Below are 17,305 nucleotides of genomic sequence, written 5' to 3' on the forward strand. Positions count from 1 at the left end.
TAAAAATATAACACCATGAAAAATCAAGAAAAACCGAATCAAAATAAAGCTGATTTAAAAAATTCTAAAGACAATTTTGTAGCGCCAGCTTCAGATGCCGCTACAGATTTAAGAGACTTTTTTATCGATTGTCTTAAAGATATTTACTGGGCTGAAAATGCTCTTGTAACTGCATTGCCAAAAATGATTGCCAACGCTACATCAGCAAATCTTGCGAGCACTATTACAGAACATTTAGCTGTAACCAAAAATCAGGTCGTAAGACTAGAAAAAGTATTTGACTTGCTTGGAGAAAAAGCGGAAGGAAAAAAATGCGAAGCAATGGCCGGACTTTTAAAAGAAGGCGACAGTATTCTGGAAGAAACTACACCAGGAGCAGTTCGTGATGCAGGTATTATTGCAGCATCACAAAAAATTGAACATTATGAAATTGCAACATACGGTACATTAAATGCCTTTGCAAAAGCTCTTGGCGAAAATGATGCATCTAAATTATTAACGCAAACATTGGCCGAAGAAAAAGAAGCTGATTGTCTGCTTAATGATGTTGCATTAAATGCTGTCAATATTGTGGCAGCTGAATAAGCGTTATCCAATTATTTATAAAAAACATCTGCACCAAAATGCAGATGTTTTTTTTTGTTTATACTAAAAACCTTTTCTCCAATGACTTATGATTATATAACCAAACATTATCATTTTGTAAAACTTTCAGTAAATCGCTTATTACTTTTAATATCTAATAGCAGTTCATTTCTTAAATGACAGCATCAATATAATCAATTTAATAAAATAAATATGGAAGAGTTTTTACATGACATTGCAATACATGTCGAAGGATATTACCAAAGTCTTGTTGATATCACTCCAAAATTATTGCTAGCGATTTTAGTAGTTTTAATTGCCTGGATTATTGCATCACGCGTTAAGGGGTTTGCAGACCAAAGATTAAAGCGCAGAATGCATGATCCTTTATTAGCAGCTTTTATTGCAAATCTAATAAAGGCTATTTTAATTGTAATTGGATTTCTTTTCATGTTTCGCGTTATCGGACTTACGGGAGTTGCGCAAAGCGTTCTTGCCGGTGCAGGAATTTCAGCATTTATTATTGGTTTTGCTCTAAAAGATATAGGAGAAAATTTTCTAGCGGGTATATTACTTGCTTTTAAAAGACCTTTTTCTGTGGGAGATATTATCGAAAGCAACGGCGTTAAAGGAAAAGTTGCAGCTCTTAATCTGCGTGATACTGAAATCAAAAGCGACAGCAAAAATATTTATATTCCTAATGCTCTTTTAATTAAGAATACGCTGATCAACTTTAACAGCGAAGGATTTCTGCTTCAGGATTTTACAATTGGCCTTGAATATGGCTCTGATTACAGAAAAGCATTAGAACTTATTACAGAAGTCATGAAAGCAGATACCGAAATTGTAGACAAAGGATATTCTAATTCTGCTGTTGTTTCAGGAATCACTGGTAATACAATTCAAATCAGTATAAAATATTGGGTAAAAACAGACATTACTATCACAGATGGAAAACACCGATCTGAAATTATAATGAAAGTTGCTGAAACTTTACAAGAAAATGGATTTACTATTAAATAAACAGGCAGTATCTTATTAATAAACTCCTTAAACGGAGAGCACTTGCAAACTTTAAGACATATAAAGTTTAGATAATCAATAATTTTTAAATTAATCATTATGAACACAATTACACCTTGGAGTGCCACGGCGCAGGCAGATATTGAAAATAGTGAAGTAGTACTGGAAAGAAAAATTCTTGATTATACCTATCAGTTGTATAATACTGGAGATTCTTTATGGATTGTGGTACTTATGCCGGAAAATAGAAAAATCGCTTTTAGAGCTGCATTCGGAATGAACAGCTGTTTTGAAGTCGCTAATCTTTTTGATGATGAGGAAACGATTGTTGTTTTATTGAATTCAAGATTAGGAAGTTATGAAGTAAGAATAAATTTTCCAGATAATATACTTCATTACAAAACATCTTTTACAGCAAATATTCCATTGTTGATACCTTTTTGGCCACGAGATATTATGCCTCTTACACAAAATGGAAGCGTTGAGAATACAATGGGAAAAATTCACATGCATCAGGTGGGTACGCGCTCTGGATTACTGTTTGCAAACATGACACAGCCAAAAGATATTTCAATATTTTATTTTCAAGATCTGACTTCTATTTCCCCTTATTGTGAAGCCACCAAAACTTCAGCTGGGGAAACTGTTGGCGGAAGCTGGCCAGAGATCGGATTTCAGCTTCCTATAACGAAAGACTTGCCAATGCCAGCTGGAACAGCTTATACTATTTCTGATGCATATGTAATTTTAAATGAAACTGCTGATGAATCTTCACAAGTATGCCAAAATTTTTTAGAGCATCTGGCAAGAATTTATAAAGTTCTTCCTCATCCAAAAACAGAATATCACAATTGGCCTGATATTGCTGAAAAAGTATTAAAAGATTTATACCATAATAAAGGTGCTTGGACACAAACTAACGGAATTCCGTATCTCAATGCTTATTTGTGCGATTATAAAACGCCGGCAGAAAGTATGGTACAGCTTGCCGTATCGGTTCCTTTTAAAGAATTTGAAAAATGGAGCGGTAAAAAACATCCTTTATACAATGATTTAATAAGTGGGATTCCTGCTTTTTATGATCCAAAAATAAATTGCATTAACCGCTGGCTTCCTGCTCTTTGCGCAGATTTGGATAACTCTGAAGAGCAAAAAAAAGAAATGATAATGGATTCGTGGTACCTGCATCATCCGCTCATGAATCTGGCAAAATTAGCTTTAAAAAAAGATAAAATTGCAGAAAAATTGGTTTTAGATTCTATTGAATATGTGATAAAAGTAGCGCATCATTTTAAATACGAATGGCCGGTTTTTTATGATATGGAAACTTTTGAAGTTATTAAAAAAGAAACCGCACCAGGAGATGGCGGAGAAAAAGATGTACCAGGTTCATACGCACATTTAATGCTTTTGATATTTCGTTTAACCAATGATAAACGGTATTTGAACGAAGCAGAAAAAGCAGCAAAAAAACTGACTGATATAGGATCTAACATTTTTTATCAGGCTAATAATACTGCCTTTGCAGCAGGTGCTTTATTAGAATTGTATAAAATCACCAATAAAAAATTATATCTCGATATTAGTTACGCATGTCTTGCGGGCTTGTTCAAAAACATGCAGATTTGGGACTGCCAATACGGATTTGGAAAAAATTATAATAACTATTTCTGTGTATTCCCTCTCAATGACGCACCATATACTGCTGCTTATGAAGAAATGGAAGTTTATGCCGCTTTATCAGAATATTTGATTCAGGCGAAAGGAATAGATATTTTGCCTGCATTGCGAATATTAATTCCTGAATTTGTAAAATATGCCATCAACAGAATTCCGTATTATTATCCTTTAATGCTTCCAAAAGAGATGTTATCAGAAGAAGTTAAAACGGGTGAATTGCAGCCAGATTTATGGGTACCTGTAGAAGACTTATATAATGGCTGGGAACAAAGCGGTCAAGTAGGTCAAGAAGTATATGGCGCAGGAATAGCATTTGGAGTTGTACCAAGACAATACATAAAAATCAACGAAGATTTTTTACTTTTTATCGATTACCCAATTACGCAATATTCTAAAAAAGGAAATTCAGTAACTCTTCATCTTGATGGCAGTGAAGAAATGATTTGCAATTTAAACATTATCAGCCTTAATAAAACTGCTGATACTAAAATTAAACTTGAAGCAAATGGTGAAGTATTAAAAGAAAGTAAAAAGACAAAAAAAATGCACAAGTATGAAGTGTGCGGAAAAAGTAGCATTAAAATCGATTTGAACTAAAACCTTGCGCTACTATATTTAAAAATGAAATCCTAAATTAGCAATTCAATGCATAATTTAGGATTTCATTTTTGTATAAAATTTTATTGCCAAGGATCTAGAACTACTTTTACGCAGCCATCTTCTCTTTTCTTAAAAATATCATAGGCATGAGAAATTTCAGAAAGCGGTAATCTGTGCGTGATAATATCATCAAGTTTTACTTTCCCTTCTACAACATATTCCAAAAGTTTGTCTATATGTTTGTGCGCTGGTGCTTGTCCTCCTCTAAGCGTAATACCCTTATCAAAAAATTGACCTAGCGGAAAATTATCATAGTTTACAGGATAAACACCAAGTACAGATACAATACCGCTTCTTCTCACAGCACTCATACAAGCTTCCAATACCTTAGTCGATCCCTTTTCGAAATTTATAGTTGCTTTAAAACGATCGGCAAAATTTCGGTCTGGCTCAAAACCCACTGCATCAATACATACATCTGCTCCTCGCCCATTAGTCAGTTCGCGAATTTGTTCTACAACTTCTTTTGCGCCATCTTCCCAAAGTATTGTTGTACATCCGGTTGTGGCTTTTGCTTTGTCCAGTCTAAATTGCAATGTATCTACCACAATAACTTGCGCTGCTCCGCGAAGCCAAGCGCTTTTCGCTGCCATAAGTCCAACTGGACCTGAGCCAAATATAGCTACAGTTTCACCGCCTTTTACCTCTCCCCAATCAACACCTGTATATCCCGTTGGGAAAATATCGGTTAAAAAAAGCAATTGCTCATCTGTTAAATCATCCGGAACTGCTCTTGGTCCAAAATTAGCATAAGGAACGCGAACATATTGTGCCTGTCCCCCGTCATAACCACCATATAAATCTGTGTATCCAAAAAGAGCACCGCCCTTTTCTGTCAATATACCGCCTTCTGGTCCGTAATGTTCTGGATTGCTATGCTCGCAATTTCCTGGAACATCGTGATTACAAAAAAAACAGTTGCCACACGCAATAGGAAACGGCACTACAACGCGGTCTCCTCTTTTAAGATGCGTTACCCCAGCACCAACTTCTTCTATTATTCCCATAAACTCATGCCCTAAAACCATTGGTCTAGGCTGAGGCAACCCTCCAGAATAAATATGCAGATCAGAACCGCAGATCGCTGTTGAGGTTACTTTTAAAATTATATCATCTTTCTCTTTAATTTTTGGATCATCGACTGTGTCGTATTTTACAGATCCGGGACCATGAATTACGGCTGCTTTCATAATGTTACTTTTTAAAATTAATAATAGCTAATTAACTACTATAAAAGTGTTTAGGCTTATAATATTAAAGTAAATTCTTATATAAAAAACCACTGGCAATCATATAAAATATGAAGCTAAAGCTGTAATTTTTAACAGGTTATAAATAGTAGTTTTGAATTCTTATAATTACTTCAACATCAATTATTCATAAAAAAAGAAATCATGGAAACACAAATTGCATCTCCGATAAATTCACAAAAACAAAAAACGTCTAAACTTAAAACTAATGTATCTGCTTTAGAAAGAATTGCAATGATTACAAGCGGTTCTTATTTATTATACAAAGGTCTAGCTGCAGAGAAAAAAAACATTACTAAAATTGGTACTGGAGGATCAATGTTATTACGAGGTCTTTCGGGATATTGCCCCGTTTATGATGCCGTAGACCATTTAAAAAATGACAAAGCTTCAAATATTAATATTCGTGTAAACAGTGTAATCAATAAGCCTGTAAGCGAAGTATATGCTTTTTGGCGTGATGTCGAAAATCTGCCAAAATTCATGAATCATCTAGAATCTGTGCAGCCTATAAACTTTACTGTATCAAAATGGACGGCAAAAGGTCCTGGTGGCATTGGAAAAATAAGCTGGAAAGCCGAAATCATTAAAGATGAAAAAGAAAAATTCTTGAGCTGGCAATCTTTAGAAGAAGCAGCAGTCAAAAATGTTGGAAAAGTAACATTTAAATCAAAAGGAAATGCTACAGAAATTGATGTAACCATTTCGTATCAAGCACCACTTGGAATTGCTGGCGAAAGCGCTGCAAAACTTTTAAATCCATATTTTGAAAAATTGGTAAAAGATGATATTACAAATTTTAAATCGTATCTAGAGTCACACTAACAGACTAAATATATAAAACCAAAAACCTGCGCCGCATTTCGTCGCAGGTTTTTTTGTTTCAATAAAATCAACCTCTAATTACTTGCTTTCTTTGAAGTTAAAGAATCTGTTCGAACAGAGGTCTTCCCTTTTTGAGTTGTTCCTGCCGAACCAGAACCGGTTGAACCTTCTCCAGTCGCGCCAGTTGTTCCTGTTGTACTTGCATTTACATTTGTAGTATCACCATTTGGTCCAATACTGTCTAGAGTTGTTACCGCAGTATCTGCTTCGTTTGTATAATTATCGGCTGGAGCGGTTTCATTTTTTTTGCAGGAAAATGCAAGGCCAGCTACGACAATTAAAAGTGCCATTTTGGTTTTGAATAGCGTTTTCATAATAATGTTTTTATAGTTTGTAATAGCACTAAATTAAACGGATTCATTCGTTATTAGTTACATTATTATTTATAACTATTACAATATTAACAAGTTACAATTAATTTTATTTCTAAACATAAAAAAACCTGCAATTTTAAATTGCAGGTTTTTTTAGGTAGAAGAGTTTTTGACTATTCTTCTTCTGTAGCATCAAAATTAATTGTATTGTATGCTGCTTCAGTTAGTGTAATGTCTGCTTCTTTTTCTTCGTTCAAAGTTTGAACTAATAATTCAACAGCTTCATCTTCTCCTAAAGTTTTAGCAAATGCAGCTAAAGTTCCGTAAGTAGCAATTTCGTAGTGCTCAATTTTTTGAGACGCTGCAATAATTCCAGCATCACGAACAGCACCTAATTCTGTTTCTTCCATAATTCCTTCACCCTCTTTAATAAGGCCATCCATTGCATCGCATTTTTTCGCTGATGCTTTTTCTCCTACAGAAGCAAAAACTTGCTCTAAACGAGTTACCTGTTCTTCAGTTACAGTAAGATGATCGTTGATGGCATCAATAAGATTTTGTGATGTTGCGTTTTTTGCCATTTTTGGTAATGCTTTTGTCAAAGCTTTTTCTGCCCAATAGATATCTTTTAATGAATCTACAAATAATTCTCTTAAACCTTCAGCTGCTGAAGATTTAGCTTTTACAGTACCTTTTGGTGCAGCAGTTTTTGAAGTTGCCGTTTTTGAAGTTGTAGTTTTTGATGATTTTGCAGCAGTTGTACCTGTTGCCTTTTTAGTTGCGGTTTTTGTGTTTGAATCTTTCATGATTATAGTTTTAAAATTTGTTTGTCAAATGTATAATCACAATCGACCTTAGTTCTTATAGGATTATCGGTTAAGATTACATTATTTAAACCTTTAATAATCAGGAGTTAACAATGTATTAATTCTATAACAAACTTAGATAATCATATAATTTAATAGTGTATATCCTATCTACTTTTGGTTAGCTTTTTCTAATAGTTAATCAGAACTAACTAAAGCTAATTATCTAAAACCCTTATTCTAATCAAACAAATAGAATGTCATGCTAACAAATTTAAAAGACCCAAAAAAAAATGAAAACAAAATAGTTTCTGCAAATAATGAAACTGCTCAAAATTACGATATGATCGTTTTTTGCCACTTAAGATGGCAATTTGTTTATCAGCGCCCACAGCATATTATCAGCAGAATGTCAGATAATATGAAAGTTTTATTGATTGAGGAACCAATAAGCTATGACAGCAAAGAAGAAAATACTGCAAATCTTACTGTTGTAAATGACAATCTTCATGTTTTACAGCCAAAAGTAAAAGACATCGAATCGATTGCTAAAATATTGCCTGACTATATAAAAAACAGTAATCCAAGTATTGGATGGTTTTATTCGGCTTCGTTTACTCCTTTATTAGATTTCTTTGAATTCGAAACTGTAGTTTATGATTGTATGGATGAACTTTCATTGTTTAAAGGTGCTCCAGAGTATTTAATTCATCAGGAAAAATACCTAATGGCTAATGCTGATATCGTATTTACAGGAGGAAAATCGTTATACGAATCTAAAAAACAATCGCACTCTAATGTATATTGTTTTCCGAGTTCTGTTGACGAAAAACATTTTGTACAAGCGTTAAACGGAATCGAAATTCCACAAGACATTGCAAATATTGACACCCCTATTGTAGGTTATTTTGGAGTAATAGATGAACGTATTGATTTGAAATTAATACAAGAAACAGCAAAAAAACTGCCTAAAGTTTTCTTCGTAATGATTGGCCCGTTAGCTAAAATTGACGAATCTGATCTTCCAAGAGAAGAAAATATTTATTATTTGGGAATGAAATCTTACAATGAATTGCCAAACTATTTAAAAGCTTTTGACATTGCTATGATGCCTTTTGCTATAAATGATGCTACAAAATACATCAGCCCAACCAAAACATTAGAATATATGGCGGCTGGAAAACCTATTATATCTACAAAAATTCACGATGTCGAACGCGATTACAGCAATTGTGTAAGCCTTGTAGAAAATGCGGACGAATTTACTGATGCAATTACTTCTTTATTTGATAAAAGAGCCACTTCATCCTTGCAGGCAAAATATCATGAAATACTAAAAAACACTTCATGGGATGCTACTGCAGAAAAAATGCAATCCATTATTAAAGAATTTACAAAATGAAGCATATAGACATACTAATAATCGGAGCCGGCATATCTGGTGCCGTTCTTGCAGAAAAATACGCCTCAATAGGCAAAAAAGTTTTAATTATTGAAAAACGAAATCACATTGCAGGAAACTGCTATGATTATATTGATGACAATGGCATTTTGGTCTCAAAATATGGAGCTCATTTGTTTCATACCAATGAAGAATCGGTTTGGGAATATGTCAACCAATTTTCAGAATGGTATCCTTGGGAACATAAAGTAATTGCAAGAGTTGATGAAAAAACTGTACCGATTCCGGTAAACATTACCACTGTAAATCAATTGTTTGAAACCAAAATCGAGTCTGAAGAAGAGATGGGAAATTGGCTTGAACAAAACCGAACTCCTATCGAAAAACCTTCAAATGGCGAAGAAGCAGTTTTAAATCGTGTTGGCCCTGTACTTTATGAAAAAATGTTTAAGCATTACACCAAAAAACAATGGGACAAATATCCTGCTGAATTAGATGCTTCTGTTTTAGAACGCATTCCTGTTCGTCATAATTACGATGACCGTTATTTTTCTGACAAATATCAGGCTTTGCCAAAAGGCGGCTACACTCAATTATTCGAAAACATATTGAGCCATCCAAACATTGAAATTTTACTGGAAACCGATTATTTTGATGTAAAAGAGGAATATAAAGGCTACGAAAAATTATTTTATACCGGACCTGTTGATCGCTTTTTTGATTTTAAGCACAGTATGACAGAAAAATTAGAATACCGTTCTATCAATTTTGTTAGTGAAACTTTTGATGCGGCATTATTTCAGGAAAATTCAGTTGTTAATTATCCTGGAACCGAAGTTGATTTTACCAGAATAATCGAGTATAAGCATTTTGGAAATCAAGTTTCAGACAAAACAACTGTCGTAAGAGAATTTACGGTAGATGAAGGAGAACCTTATTACCCTGTTCCTAATCCTCGAAATCAAGAAATTTACGCAAAATACAAAGCTGAGGCTGAAAAACTAATTGATGTTCATTTCGTTGGAAGATTGGCTAACTATAAATATTTCAACATGGATCAAGCGTTTAAAAATGCGCTGGATCTTTTTGATACTCTTGAGAATAAAAATAAAGTGAATTATAAAACTGCTGGCTAAATGAAACTTTTTAACACCTTTTTCATGGGAGGTTTTGAATGCGCAGATCATATTAATAGATCTGGCGAAAGAATAAATCTTCTTAAAGAAACACAGCACGATACTCGCGTATACGAAGACTATGAAGCGTTGTATGCTATGGGAATAAAAACAGTACGTGAAGGAATTTGCTGGAGTGAAGTCGAAAAATCTCCTGGATTTTTTGACTTCACCGAAGTGTATAACCGTATGAAAGCGGCTGAAGAAATAGGTATTCAGCAAATCTGGGATTTGATTCACTTTGGTTACCCTGACGATATTTACCCAACGCATCCGCATTTTTGTGACCGATTTACCGCCTTGTGTGTTGCTTTTGCTTCTTTTTACAATGAAAATTCCATTCAAGAATTATATGTAGTGCCAATTAATGAAATCAGCTTTTTGTCTTGGCATTCTGGCGATGTTCGGGGTACTGTACCATTTGCCGTAAATAGTGGATGGGATATTAAATATCATTTGTGCAAAGCGGCTATTTCTGGAATTAAAGCCTTAAAAACTGTTGATCCTGAATGTGTAATTATTTTGGTAGAACCGTTAGTGAAAATTCATGCGAATGAACAGGAAAATTTGGATATAACTGAATTAAATGGACATCAATTTCAGGCGATGGATATTATTGCCGGAAGAATCTGTCCTGAACTTGGCGGATCTGAAGATTATCTGGATATTTTGGGTTTTAATTATTATTGGAACTGCCAATGGATAGCCAATAGTGAACCGCTGGATTGGCCAGATACACAACAAAAAAGAACACCACTTTCTGAGTTGCTGCAAACGGCACATGAAAGATACAAAAAGCCGATTTTTATTTCTGAAACGGGTCATTTTGGCTCAGGCCGAGTAGAATGGATTGAAGAGATTATAAGTCAATCTTTAATTGCCAAAGAAAACGGAGTTGATTTAAACGGTATTTGTATTTATCCGGTTACCGACAGGCCAGATTGGGATAATTTAAACAGTTACTCTAATTGTGGAATTTTTGATTTGGATGAAAATGGTGAAAGAATCGCCCATCAGGAATATATAGAATCTATTAAAAATGCAACATCAAAATTTAAGAATACGACCAAAATCATGGATTTTGTACTCAACCTTTTTAGATAATCAATATAATGAGATGTAAAATGAAACTAAAGAAAACTAAAACCGGAATTACATTCAGTGCTTTCGACTTGCTTCATGCAGGCCATGTGCGTATGCTTGAGGAAGCAAAAATGCATTGTGATTATCTAATCGTAGGTTTGCAAACCGACCCTACAATAGACCGTCCTGAAAAAAACAAACCAACACAATCTGTTGTCGAAAGATACATTCAGCTTAAAGCTTGTAAATTTGTAGATGAAATTATTCCTTATACGACAGAACAAGATCTCGAAGATATTCTTCAGGCTTTGCCTATAGATGTTCGTATTTTAGGCGATGAATATAAAGATGTAAGCTTTACAGGAAGAAGCTATTGCGAAAAGATGAATATTAAATTGATTTTTAATCAACGCAATCATCGATTTTCTAGCAGCGGTCTTCGAAAAGAGGTATACCAGCTGGAGAGCTTAAAACTTGTTAAATAAATCAAACTAAAAAATTAAACTCAACAATAGGTTGAGAAACTTATTTATTAAAAAAAACATTATTATGAGCACTATTGAAACTTCTAAAACTCAAAATTTCTTCAGGATATTGCTAGGAATTTTTATGATAACTGCCGCAATTGGACATTTTACTTTTCAAAGAGATGATTTTCAAGCTCAAGTTCCAAATTGGATTCCTTTGGATAAAGATCTTGTTGTAATCCTCTCTGGAATTGTAGAAATTATTCTCGGAATTGGAATGATTTTTTTAACCAAATACAAAATAGAATTTGGAATAGCACTGGCTGTTTTTTATGTTTTGGTTTTTCCAGGCAATATTGCTCAATATCTAAATGGAACTGATGCCTTTGGACTAGATACAGACCAATCTCGATTTATTAGATTGTGTTTTCAGCCTGTTTTAATATTTTTAGTATTGTGGTCAACAGGGGCACTTTCTTATCTTTCAAAAAAGACCAATCGTTATATGTTGTAAAAAATTTGTTCTTGATGATCTATTTGTTAATTGGTTTAAGCATTACAGCTTAAACCATTCTTTAACATCTTCTGCAATATTTTCTTGTTCAATACTGCTTTCATATTCATTTGTAGAAGGATTATAACGATAATCTTTTTGCCATTCTTTATGATTTGAAACTACTTTTTTAATCGCTTCGCAAATAAACAAAACTTCTTCATTTGTCATAATCGGATGCAATGACAAACGCACCCATCCTGGCTTATTGGTTTGATTTCTCTGAAGAAGTTCATTTGTTATTATTTCAGATTTTTTCTGATCAATATCAAATAAATAATGTGCATACGTACTTGCACACGACCACCCTCCACGTACCTGAATTCCGAATCTATCATTTAAAAGTCTGACAATTAAGTTATAGTGAATATTTTCGACTATAAAAGAAATACAGCCAATTCGCTCTGTTTCCAAATCACCTAAAAGAGACAAACCCTCTACTTTCTGCAATTCTTCATAACAAAGATCAAGTAATTCTTTGTCTCTTTTTTTTATATTATGAACTCCCATTTTATCTTTAAGTTCTAAAGACAAGGCTGTTCTTATTACTTGCAAAAAACCAGGCGTACCGCCATCTTCTTTAACTTCTATAACATCACTGTAATAATAACCTCCCCACGGATTTGTGCATTTTACATTTCCTCCGCCAGGATTATCAGGATAAGTAGATTTATATAATTGTTCATTAAAAACCAAAATACCGCAAGTTCCGGGACCTCCTAAAAATTTATGCGGAGAAAAGAAAACAGCATCTAATTGTTCTTCTGGATCGTCAGGATGCATATTTATTGCTACATACGGAGCAGAAGCAGCAAAATCTACAAAGCAAAAACCTCCATTTTCGTGCATTACTTTTGCCAGTTCATGATAAGGTGTAATGATTCCTGTAACATTCGAGCAAGCAGTAAAAGAACCAATTTTTAAAGGTCTGTCTGCGTATTTTTTTATGATTTCTGATAGTATTTTAGGGTCGGCCAAATTGTCTTCATTTGGAGGTAAAATCACAACATCGGCAATTGTTTCGTACCAAGAAACCTGATTCGAATGATGCTCCATATGCGTAATAAAAACAACTGGACGCTCATTTTCATTTTTTGTTTTCTCGTTTTCAGTAGTATCAGTTTTTCTTAAACAAATGTAGCGCTGCAGTTTAGACAAAGCCGCCGTCATTCCTGTTCCTGTAGTTACCAAAACATCAGTTGCATTGGCATTTACATGTTTTTTGATTAGTTCTCTCGCATGCTGATAAGCATACGTTGAAGTTTTTCCGGTTTGACTCGAAAATGAATGCGTATTGGCAATCATCGGACCTATTTTAGTCAGCATGATATCTTCAATCGGACCATATAATCTGCCGCTCGCAACCCAATCTGCATACAGTAATTTTTGCTTGCCGTAAACCGATTTAAAAGTATGATTAACTCCAATTGTATTTGCTCTAAATTTAGAAAAATAACATTCTAATTCTATTTGTTGTGTTTCTGTCTCAATCGCATTCATTTCCTTATCATTTAAATTTTAATCTATTTTTCTCTTAGAAAATTTCCTTTTTATGATTAAACCTTTTTATTTAAAAGTGCTTTAAGTGTAGTTTGAAGTTCCTCTCCGCGAAGATTTCTTGCTACAATAATTCCTTTTGAATCGATTAAATAATTAGCCGGAATTGCTCTTACACCATATAATTTAGCGATTGTGCTGTTCCAAAAGGTTAATTCAGAAACCTGAATCCAGTTTAAACCATCATCCTGAATTCCTTTTACCCAGTTTTCTTTCTTTTTATCCAAAGAAACGCCCACAATATTGAATCCTTTGTCGTGAAATTCTTTGTAAGCAGCTACAATATTTGGATTTTCTTTTCGGCATGGTCCACACCATGAAGCCCAAAAATCGATTAAAGTATAGCCTTTTAAATTTTCAGAAAGCTGAACTGATTTTCCTTCAGGATTCTTACCTGTAAAATCTGGTGCTTTTTTGCCAATCTGTAATCCGTTTAAAACCGTTACAAGTTCTTTTAGTTCTTTCACGTAAGTGGTATTTTGCTGGCTTTTATCAAGCAAAGCTATATTTGCCAAAATTTGATCTGGTGTTAATCTGTACGACCAATTTCGATATAAAACATAGGCAGAAACAATAGAATTTGGATGCTCTGTAATAAATTTGCTGATTTCGATGTCATTCTCTTTTCTATAAGCATCGAATAATTCCTGAGAAACTGATCCCTCAACCACAGAAGCGCTGTAATATTTCTTTGGACTTAATTTTACGGTAATTGGACCTTTTTCTAAGAAAATATAAAATGGCGAATTTTCTGTATTAACACTTAAACCATAAAGTTCTGGAGTTTTTACTTTTGTTTTGAAAGCAAATTTCCCGTCTACAACTTTTACTGAATCTATCGTAGTAAACATTTTGTTGTGGAATTTTTGCAGGTAAACATAATTTGCTACTGTATCTATAACAGTTCCTTTTAATTGTAAATTATTTTCTTGCGCCTGAGTTTGGGTAAAGCCAAGAAATAAAGCAAAACCGATTAGTATCTTTTTCATTTGGTTTGGATTTTAAATTGAATTTTAAGTATAATTTGTTGTCGTTTAGTTTAAAATTGGACAAAAAAATTCTTCTGTCACTTTTGGAATGGCTTTTATCAAATGTTGTAAAAACAGAAAAAAGGGGATTAAAAATTATCAGCTTCACATTCGGAAAACTATGAGTTTGTTTTCTGTGAATGATAGTTTAGTGTGTTCGGGACTAGCTTGTAAAAATAATGGCTCATTCTTCATCTTAATTGTAAAAGTTTTAAATAATTAATGAGCTTATTCAGATTTTCTTAGGAAATCGTTCTTATCTGTCCGCCAAAGCGGAAGGATTTAGCACCTTATTTGGCAACAGGTTGCTAAGACTTCATAGGGCCTACTCCCTCAGTCTTTCTGGATAAGTCATGCAAAATTTTCTTTGCTGATGCAAATATATACAAATTCTACAGAATTAGTATAGTTTAAAAAAGTTTTTTTTTTAAAATTTTAAAAATAAAATCTTAAAAGAACTTTATAGACTTAATATCAATAAATTAAATCACTGAACAATTAAGTATTATTAAATAAACTGTTCATCTTATTAACTTTCAAATGTAAATTAGATTCTAAATCATTTTTAAATTACAATGTCAGAGATAAAAAACTTGAATCATTTTATAAATATCCTTCAAAAAACGATTAATTTAAAACTCTAACTTGTTGTTTTTCTCAACTAAAACAAGAGTTAACTTACAATTCAATAATGTAAACTTAAAACAGAGTTAATCACAATTTAAATCTTATTTAATATTACAATAGTTATTTTTTAAATACTCCAATAATCAGAGTCATAAATTATCAAAATAGCATTTCTGAAGTTGTTGATAGATAGTTATTGTTGAAGTCTCAAAAAAAATAAATAATATTGCTAAATTGAATAAAACGTTTATAGTATGTCAATTAATTCCAGTTCAGAGCAAAATAAACTTCTCTATGAATTATCTCAAGGGAGCGAGCTGGCGTTTACACAATTGTACAATCAATATAAAAACATTGTTTTTTCAACAGCTTTAAAAATTACAAAATCTAAAATTTTGGCAGAAGAAGCTGTACAAGATGTATTTTTAAAAATTTGGCAAAATCATGAAAACCTTGCCGAAATAGCCAGCATCGAAAATTATCTTTTTATTGTATCTCGAAATCATATTTTCGATATGATTAAAAAAATAGCTAGAGAAACTTCCTTAATTTCTGAAATTGAACACATTAATACTTCTTCAAACGATACTGATACGATTATAAAAGACGATCAGTATAATGTTATTTTAAATCAAATTGTAGAACAGCTTCCTTTTCAACAGCAAAAAATTTACAAAATGGCCAAGTGGGATGGACTAAGTCACCAAAAAATTGGAGAAGATTTAGGAATTTCTACAGAAACGGTAAAAAAACATATGGCGTTGGCATTAAAATTTGTGCGTCATAAAATTTCGCCTTACATGAATATGTTTATGTCGATTCTTTTGTTTTTGATGCTTTATATTCTTCTTCCATATGCAAAGAACTATACCTAAATTTATTTTTTTTACATTTTTTTCACTTTCGATTACTCCCTCCCTATTTTTCAATCGTCATTATAATAAAGATTATTATTTATTTAGGTTACCCCTAAATTTAATATGGCTCTTTCAAAAAATAAAGCCCCAAGCTTACCATAAATTAGTATTAACTCACATTTATAAATAAATGGAAAAAAAAGTATTTGAAGAATTATTTGAAAATTACCTTCAAAATAATCTCTCTGAGGCAGAAGAAAAAAAACTGATGGAGATTGTTCAAGAGGGAATTTACGATGATTTCATAAAAGAAAAAATTCAGCTGTTATTGAAAGAAAACGATAATGTGGAATTAGATAAACAAAAGGGAGACGATATCCTTCAATTTATCCTTTCGCAATCTGAATCTGATATAAAAACTAAAGTTATTCCGATTTCAAGAAAAGAAAATTCGAGAAAAATTAGACGTGCCTTAATTGCAATCGCAGCAACTGTTCTTATATTTTTTGCTGTTAAAAACGCTTTAGTTTATAACCAAAAAACAGTTCCTGTTATAACAAAAGGAAATGAGACTGAAGAAGTAAATCCAGTTTTGGCGTATCACGGAAAACAGCTTATACATTTGCCAGATGGAAGTACCATACTTTTAAACGACAACAGCAGCATCGAATACAACCAAAATGAATTTGATACTAAAACTCGAGAAGTGACATTATCAGGAGAAGCTTATTTTGATATTCAAAGAAATGAGAAAAAACCTTTTATCGTTCATACTGGAAAAGTAAGAACGCAAGTTTTAGGAACTGCATTTAATATTAAAGCCAAAAGCAATACCGATGAAGTTGAGGTTACTGTAGAACGCGGTAAAGTTCAGGTTGGCGATCTTAAAAAAGTATATGGCGTAATTACTCCTAATCAGCAGATTAAGGTAAATACAAATACGCTTGTATACGAACAAAACCAAGTGAATGCTGTCATTGTAATGGAATGGAAAAGCAAATACTTAATTCTGGACAACATCAATATGGAAGAGGCAATTTCGCTTATTTCTCAAAAATATAAAGTGCCAATTACATTATCTAACGAAAAAATTAAAAATTGCAGAATTACGGCAAGTTTTCTTAATGATGAAGATCTTGATCACATCTTAAAAGTAATCTGCAGCGTTATCGAAACTGAATATCGTTATACCGAAAATGGCGCAGTTGTTCTGAAAGGAAACGGCTGTGAATAATAAAAATAGATAAAAAATATTAACCTAAAAAAACTAGCCTATAAACTAAACAAAAAAAAAGCCATCTAGCTCCTACACCAGATGGCCACGATTCTTAATAATTAATTCCAGTAACCATT

16 protein-coding genes and 1 riboswitch are annotated in these 17,305 nt (G+C 33.0%); of the genes, 11 read left to right on the forward strand and 5 right to left on the reverse strand.

The window, feature by feature from the left end:
• The first annotated feature begins 15 nt into the window (after positions 1–15).
• The 3 genes from IRZ83_RS13655 to IRZ83_RS13665 all read left to right on the forward strand — a co-directional run bounded on the left by IRZ83_RS13655 (position 16) and on the right by IRZ83_RS13665 (position 3,885).
• A complete protein-coding gene (locus tag IRZ83_RS13655; RefSeq protein ID WP_194569532.1) occupies positions 16–585 on the forward strand; it encodes a ferritin-like domain-containing protein in 570 nt (189 codons plus the stop codon).
• A gap of 213 nt (positions 586–798) precedes the next feature.
• On the forward strand, positions 799–1,608 hold the full coding sequence (locus IRZ83_RS13660; RefSeq protein WP_194569534.1) for a mechanosensitive ion channel family protein: 810 nt from the start codon (positions 799–801) through the stop codon (positions 1,606–1,608).
• Between the two features lie 99 nt (positions 1,609–1,707).
• Positions 1,708–3,885 (forward strand): hypothetical protein, encoded by a 2,178-nt coding sequence (locus tag IRZ83_RS13665; protein ID WP_194569536.1) that lies wholly within the window; start codon positions 1,708–1,710, stop codon positions 3,883–3,885.
• An 83-nt stretch (positions 3,886–3,968) separates the two neighbouring features.
• On the opposite strand, the gene IRZ83_RS13670 is transcribed toward IRZ83_RS13665, so the two are convergent.
• Positions 3,969–5,138 (reverse strand): zinc-dependent alcohol dehydrogenase, encoded by a 1,170-nt coding sequence (locus tag IRZ83_RS13670; RefSeq protein ID WP_029272506.1) that lies wholly within the window; start codon positions 5,136–5,138, stop codon positions 3,969–3,971.
• Positions 5,139–5,342: 204 nt separating this feature from the next.
• Here IRZ83_RS13670 and IRZ83_RS13675 point away from each other — a divergent pair, with 204 nt between their 5' ends.
• The gene (locus tag IRZ83_RS13675) at positions 5,343–6,023 is read left to right on the forward strand and encodes an SRPBCC family protein (RefSeq protein ID WP_194569538.1); all 681 of its coding nucleotides are present in this window, start codon (positions 5,343–5,345) and stop codon (positions 6,021–6,023) included.
• Between the two features lie 74 nt (positions 6,024–6,097).
• On the opposite strand, the gene IRZ83_RS13680 is transcribed toward IRZ83_RS13675, so the two are convergent.
• Both IRZ83_RS13680 and IRZ83_RS13685 read right to left on the reverse strand, forming a co-directional pair.
• Positions 6,098–6,397, reverse strand: a complete 300-nt coding sequence (locus IRZ83_RS13680) for a hypothetical protein (RefSeq protein ID WP_194569540.1) — start codon at positions 6,395–6,397, stop codon at positions 6,098–6,100.
• A gap of 173 nt (positions 6,398–6,570) precedes the next feature.
• Positions 6,571–7,203: a ferritin-like domain-containing protein gene (locus IRZ83_RS13685; RefSeq protein ID WP_194569542.1), complete on the reverse strand. Its 633-nt coding sequence runs from the start codon at positions 7,201–7,203 to the stop codon at positions 6,571–6,573.
• A 262-nt stretch (positions 7,204–7,465) separates the two neighbouring features.
• Here IRZ83_RS13685 and IRZ83_RS13690 point away from each other — a divergent pair, with 262 nt between their 5' ends.
• The 5 genes from IRZ83_RS13690 (at position 7,466) to IRZ83_RS13710 (ending at position 11,844) form a co-directional block, all read left to right on the forward strand.
• Positions 7,466–8,605 (forward strand): glycosyltransferase, encoded by a 1,140-nt coding sequence (locus IRZ83_RS13690; RefSeq protein ID WP_194569544.1) that lies wholly within the window; start codon positions 7,466–7,468, stop codon positions 8,603–8,605.
• Entirely contained in the window at positions 8,602–9,741 is a 1,140-nt protein-coding gene (gene glf, locus IRZ83_RS13695; RefSeq protein ID WP_194569546.1) for a UDP-galactopyranose mutase, read from the forward strand. The genes IRZ83_RS13690 and glf overlap by 4 nt, the downstream gene beginning before the upstream one ends.
• Positions 9,742–10,884, forward strand: a complete 1,143-nt coding sequence (locus IRZ83_RS13700; RefSeq protein ID WP_194569549.1) for a hypothetical protein — start codon at positions 9,742–9,744, stop codon at positions 10,882–10,884.
• 20 nt (positions 10,885–10,904) lie between these two features.
• Positions 10,905–11,348 carry an adenylyltransferase/cytidyltransferase family protein gene (locus IRZ83_RS13705; protein WP_029272513.1) on the forward strand — a complete coding sequence of 148 codons (444 nt, stop codon included), beginning with the start codon at positions 10,905–10,907 and terminating at the stop codon, positions 11,346–11,348.
• A gap of 64 nt (positions 11,349–11,412) precedes the next feature.
• A complete protein-coding gene (locus IRZ83_RS13710; RefSeq protein WP_194569551.1) occupies positions 11,413–11,844 on the forward strand; it encodes a hypothetical protein in 432 nt (143 codons plus the stop codon).
• Between the two features lie 42 nt (positions 11,845–11,886).
• On the opposite strand, the gene IRZ83_RS13715 is transcribed toward IRZ83_RS13710, so the two are convergent.
• Both IRZ83_RS13715 and IRZ83_RS13720 read right to left on the reverse strand, forming a co-directional pair.
• The gene (locus tag IRZ83_RS13715) at positions 11,887–13,383 is read right to left on the reverse strand and encodes an aminotransferase class V-fold PLP-dependent enzyme (protein WP_194569553.1); all 1,497 of its coding nucleotides are present in this window, start codon (positions 13,381–13,383) and stop codon (positions 11,887–11,889) included.
• A 56-nt stretch (positions 13,384–13,439) separates the two neighbouring features.
• Positions 13,440–14,429: a TlpA disulfide reductase family protein gene (locus tag IRZ83_RS13720; RefSeq protein ID WP_194569555.1), complete on the reverse strand. Its 990-nt coding sequence runs from the start codon at positions 14,427–14,429 to the stop codon at positions 13,440–13,442.
• A gap of 292 nt (positions 14,430–14,721) precedes the next feature.
• Positions 14,722–14,821, reverse strand: a riboswitch (SAM riboswitch).
• Positions 14,822–15,349: 528 nt separating this feature from the next.
• Between IRZ83_RS13720 and IRZ83_RS13725 the strand changes: the two genes are divergently transcribed.
• Positions 15,350–15,970 (forward strand): RNA polymerase sigma factor, encoded by a 621-nt coding sequence (locus IRZ83_RS13725; RefSeq protein ID WP_194569557.1) that lies wholly within the window; start codon positions 15,350–15,352, stop codon positions 15,968–15,970.
• A gap of 172 nt (positions 15,971–16,142) precedes the next feature.
• The gene (locus IRZ83_RS13730) at positions 16,143–17,186 is read left to right on the forward strand and encodes a FecR family protein (RefSeq protein ID WP_194569560.1); all 1,044 of its coding nucleotides are present in this window, start codon (positions 16,143–16,145) and stop codon (positions 17,184–17,186) included.
• Positions 17,187–17,305 lie beyond the last annotated feature (119 nt).

This window comes from Flavobacterium sp. JLP (assembly GCF_015350755.1).
Lineage (GTDB): Bacteria > Bacteroidota > Bacteroidia > Flavobacteriales > Flavobacteriaceae > Flavobacterium.

Bases quoted from the DNA above. Each gene is read 5' to 3' on its own strand.
- IRZ83_RS13655 (WP_194569532.1), top strand. From the start codon at position 16: ATGAAAAATCAAGAAAAACCGAATCAAAATAAAGCTGATTTAAAAAAT.
- IRZ83_RS13660 (WP_194569534.1), top strand. From the start codon at position 799: ATGGAAGAGTTTTTACATGACATTGCAATACATGTCGAAGGATATTAC.
- IRZ83_RS13665 (WP_194569536.1), top strand. From the start codon at position 1,708: ATGAACACAATTACACCTTGGAGTGCCACGGCGCAGGCAGATATTGAA.
- IRZ83_RS13670 (WP_029272506.1), bottom strand. From the start codon at position 5,138: ATGAAAGCAGCCGTAATTCATGGTCCCGGATCTGTAAAATACGACACA.
- IRZ83_RS13675 (WP_194569538.1), top strand. From the start codon at position 5,343: ATGGAAACACAAATTGCATCTCCGATAAATTCACAAAAACAAAAAACG.
- IRZ83_RS13680 (WP_194569540.1), bottom strand. From the start codon at position 6,397: ATGAAAACGCTATTCAAAACCAAAATGGCACTTTTAATTGTCGTAGCT.
- IRZ83_RS13685 (WP_194569542.1), bottom strand. From the start codon at position 7,203: ATGAAAGATTCAAACACAAAAACCGCAACTAAAAAGGCAACAGGTACA.
- IRZ83_RS13690 (WP_194569544.1), top strand. From the start codon at position 7,466: ATGCTAACAAATTTAAAAGACCCAAAAAAAAATGAAAACAAAATAGTT.
- glf (WP_194569546.1), top strand. From the start codon at position 8,602: ATGAAGCATATAGACATACTAATAATCGGAGCCGGCATATCTGGTGCC.
- IRZ83_RS13700 (WP_194569549.1), top strand. From the start codon at position 9,742: ATGAAACTTTTTAACACCTTTTTCATGGGAGGTTTTGAATGCGCAGAT.
- IRZ83_RS13705 (WP_029272513.1), top strand. From the start codon at position 10,905: ATGAAACTAAAGAAAACTAAAACCGGAATTACATTCAGTGCTTTCGAC.
- IRZ83_RS13710 (WP_194569551.1), top strand. From the start codon at position 11,413: ATGAGCACTATTGAAACTTCTAAAACTCAAAATTTCTTCAGGATATTG.
- IRZ83_RS13715 (WP_194569553.1), bottom strand. From the start codon at position 13,383: ATGAATGCGATTGAGACAGAAACACAACAAATAGAATTAGAATGTTAT.
- IRZ83_RS13720 (WP_194569555.1), bottom strand. From the start codon at position 14,429: ATGAAAAAGATACTAATCGGTTTTGCTTTATTTCTTGGCTTTACCCAA.
- IRZ83_RS13725 (WP_194569557.1), top strand. From the start codon at position 15,350: ATGTCAATTAATTCCAGTTCAGAGCAAAATAAACTTCTCTATGAATTA.
- IRZ83_RS13730 (WP_194569560.1), top strand. From the start codon at position 16,143: ATGGAAAAAAAAGTATTTGAAGAATTATTTGAAAATTACCTTCAAAAT.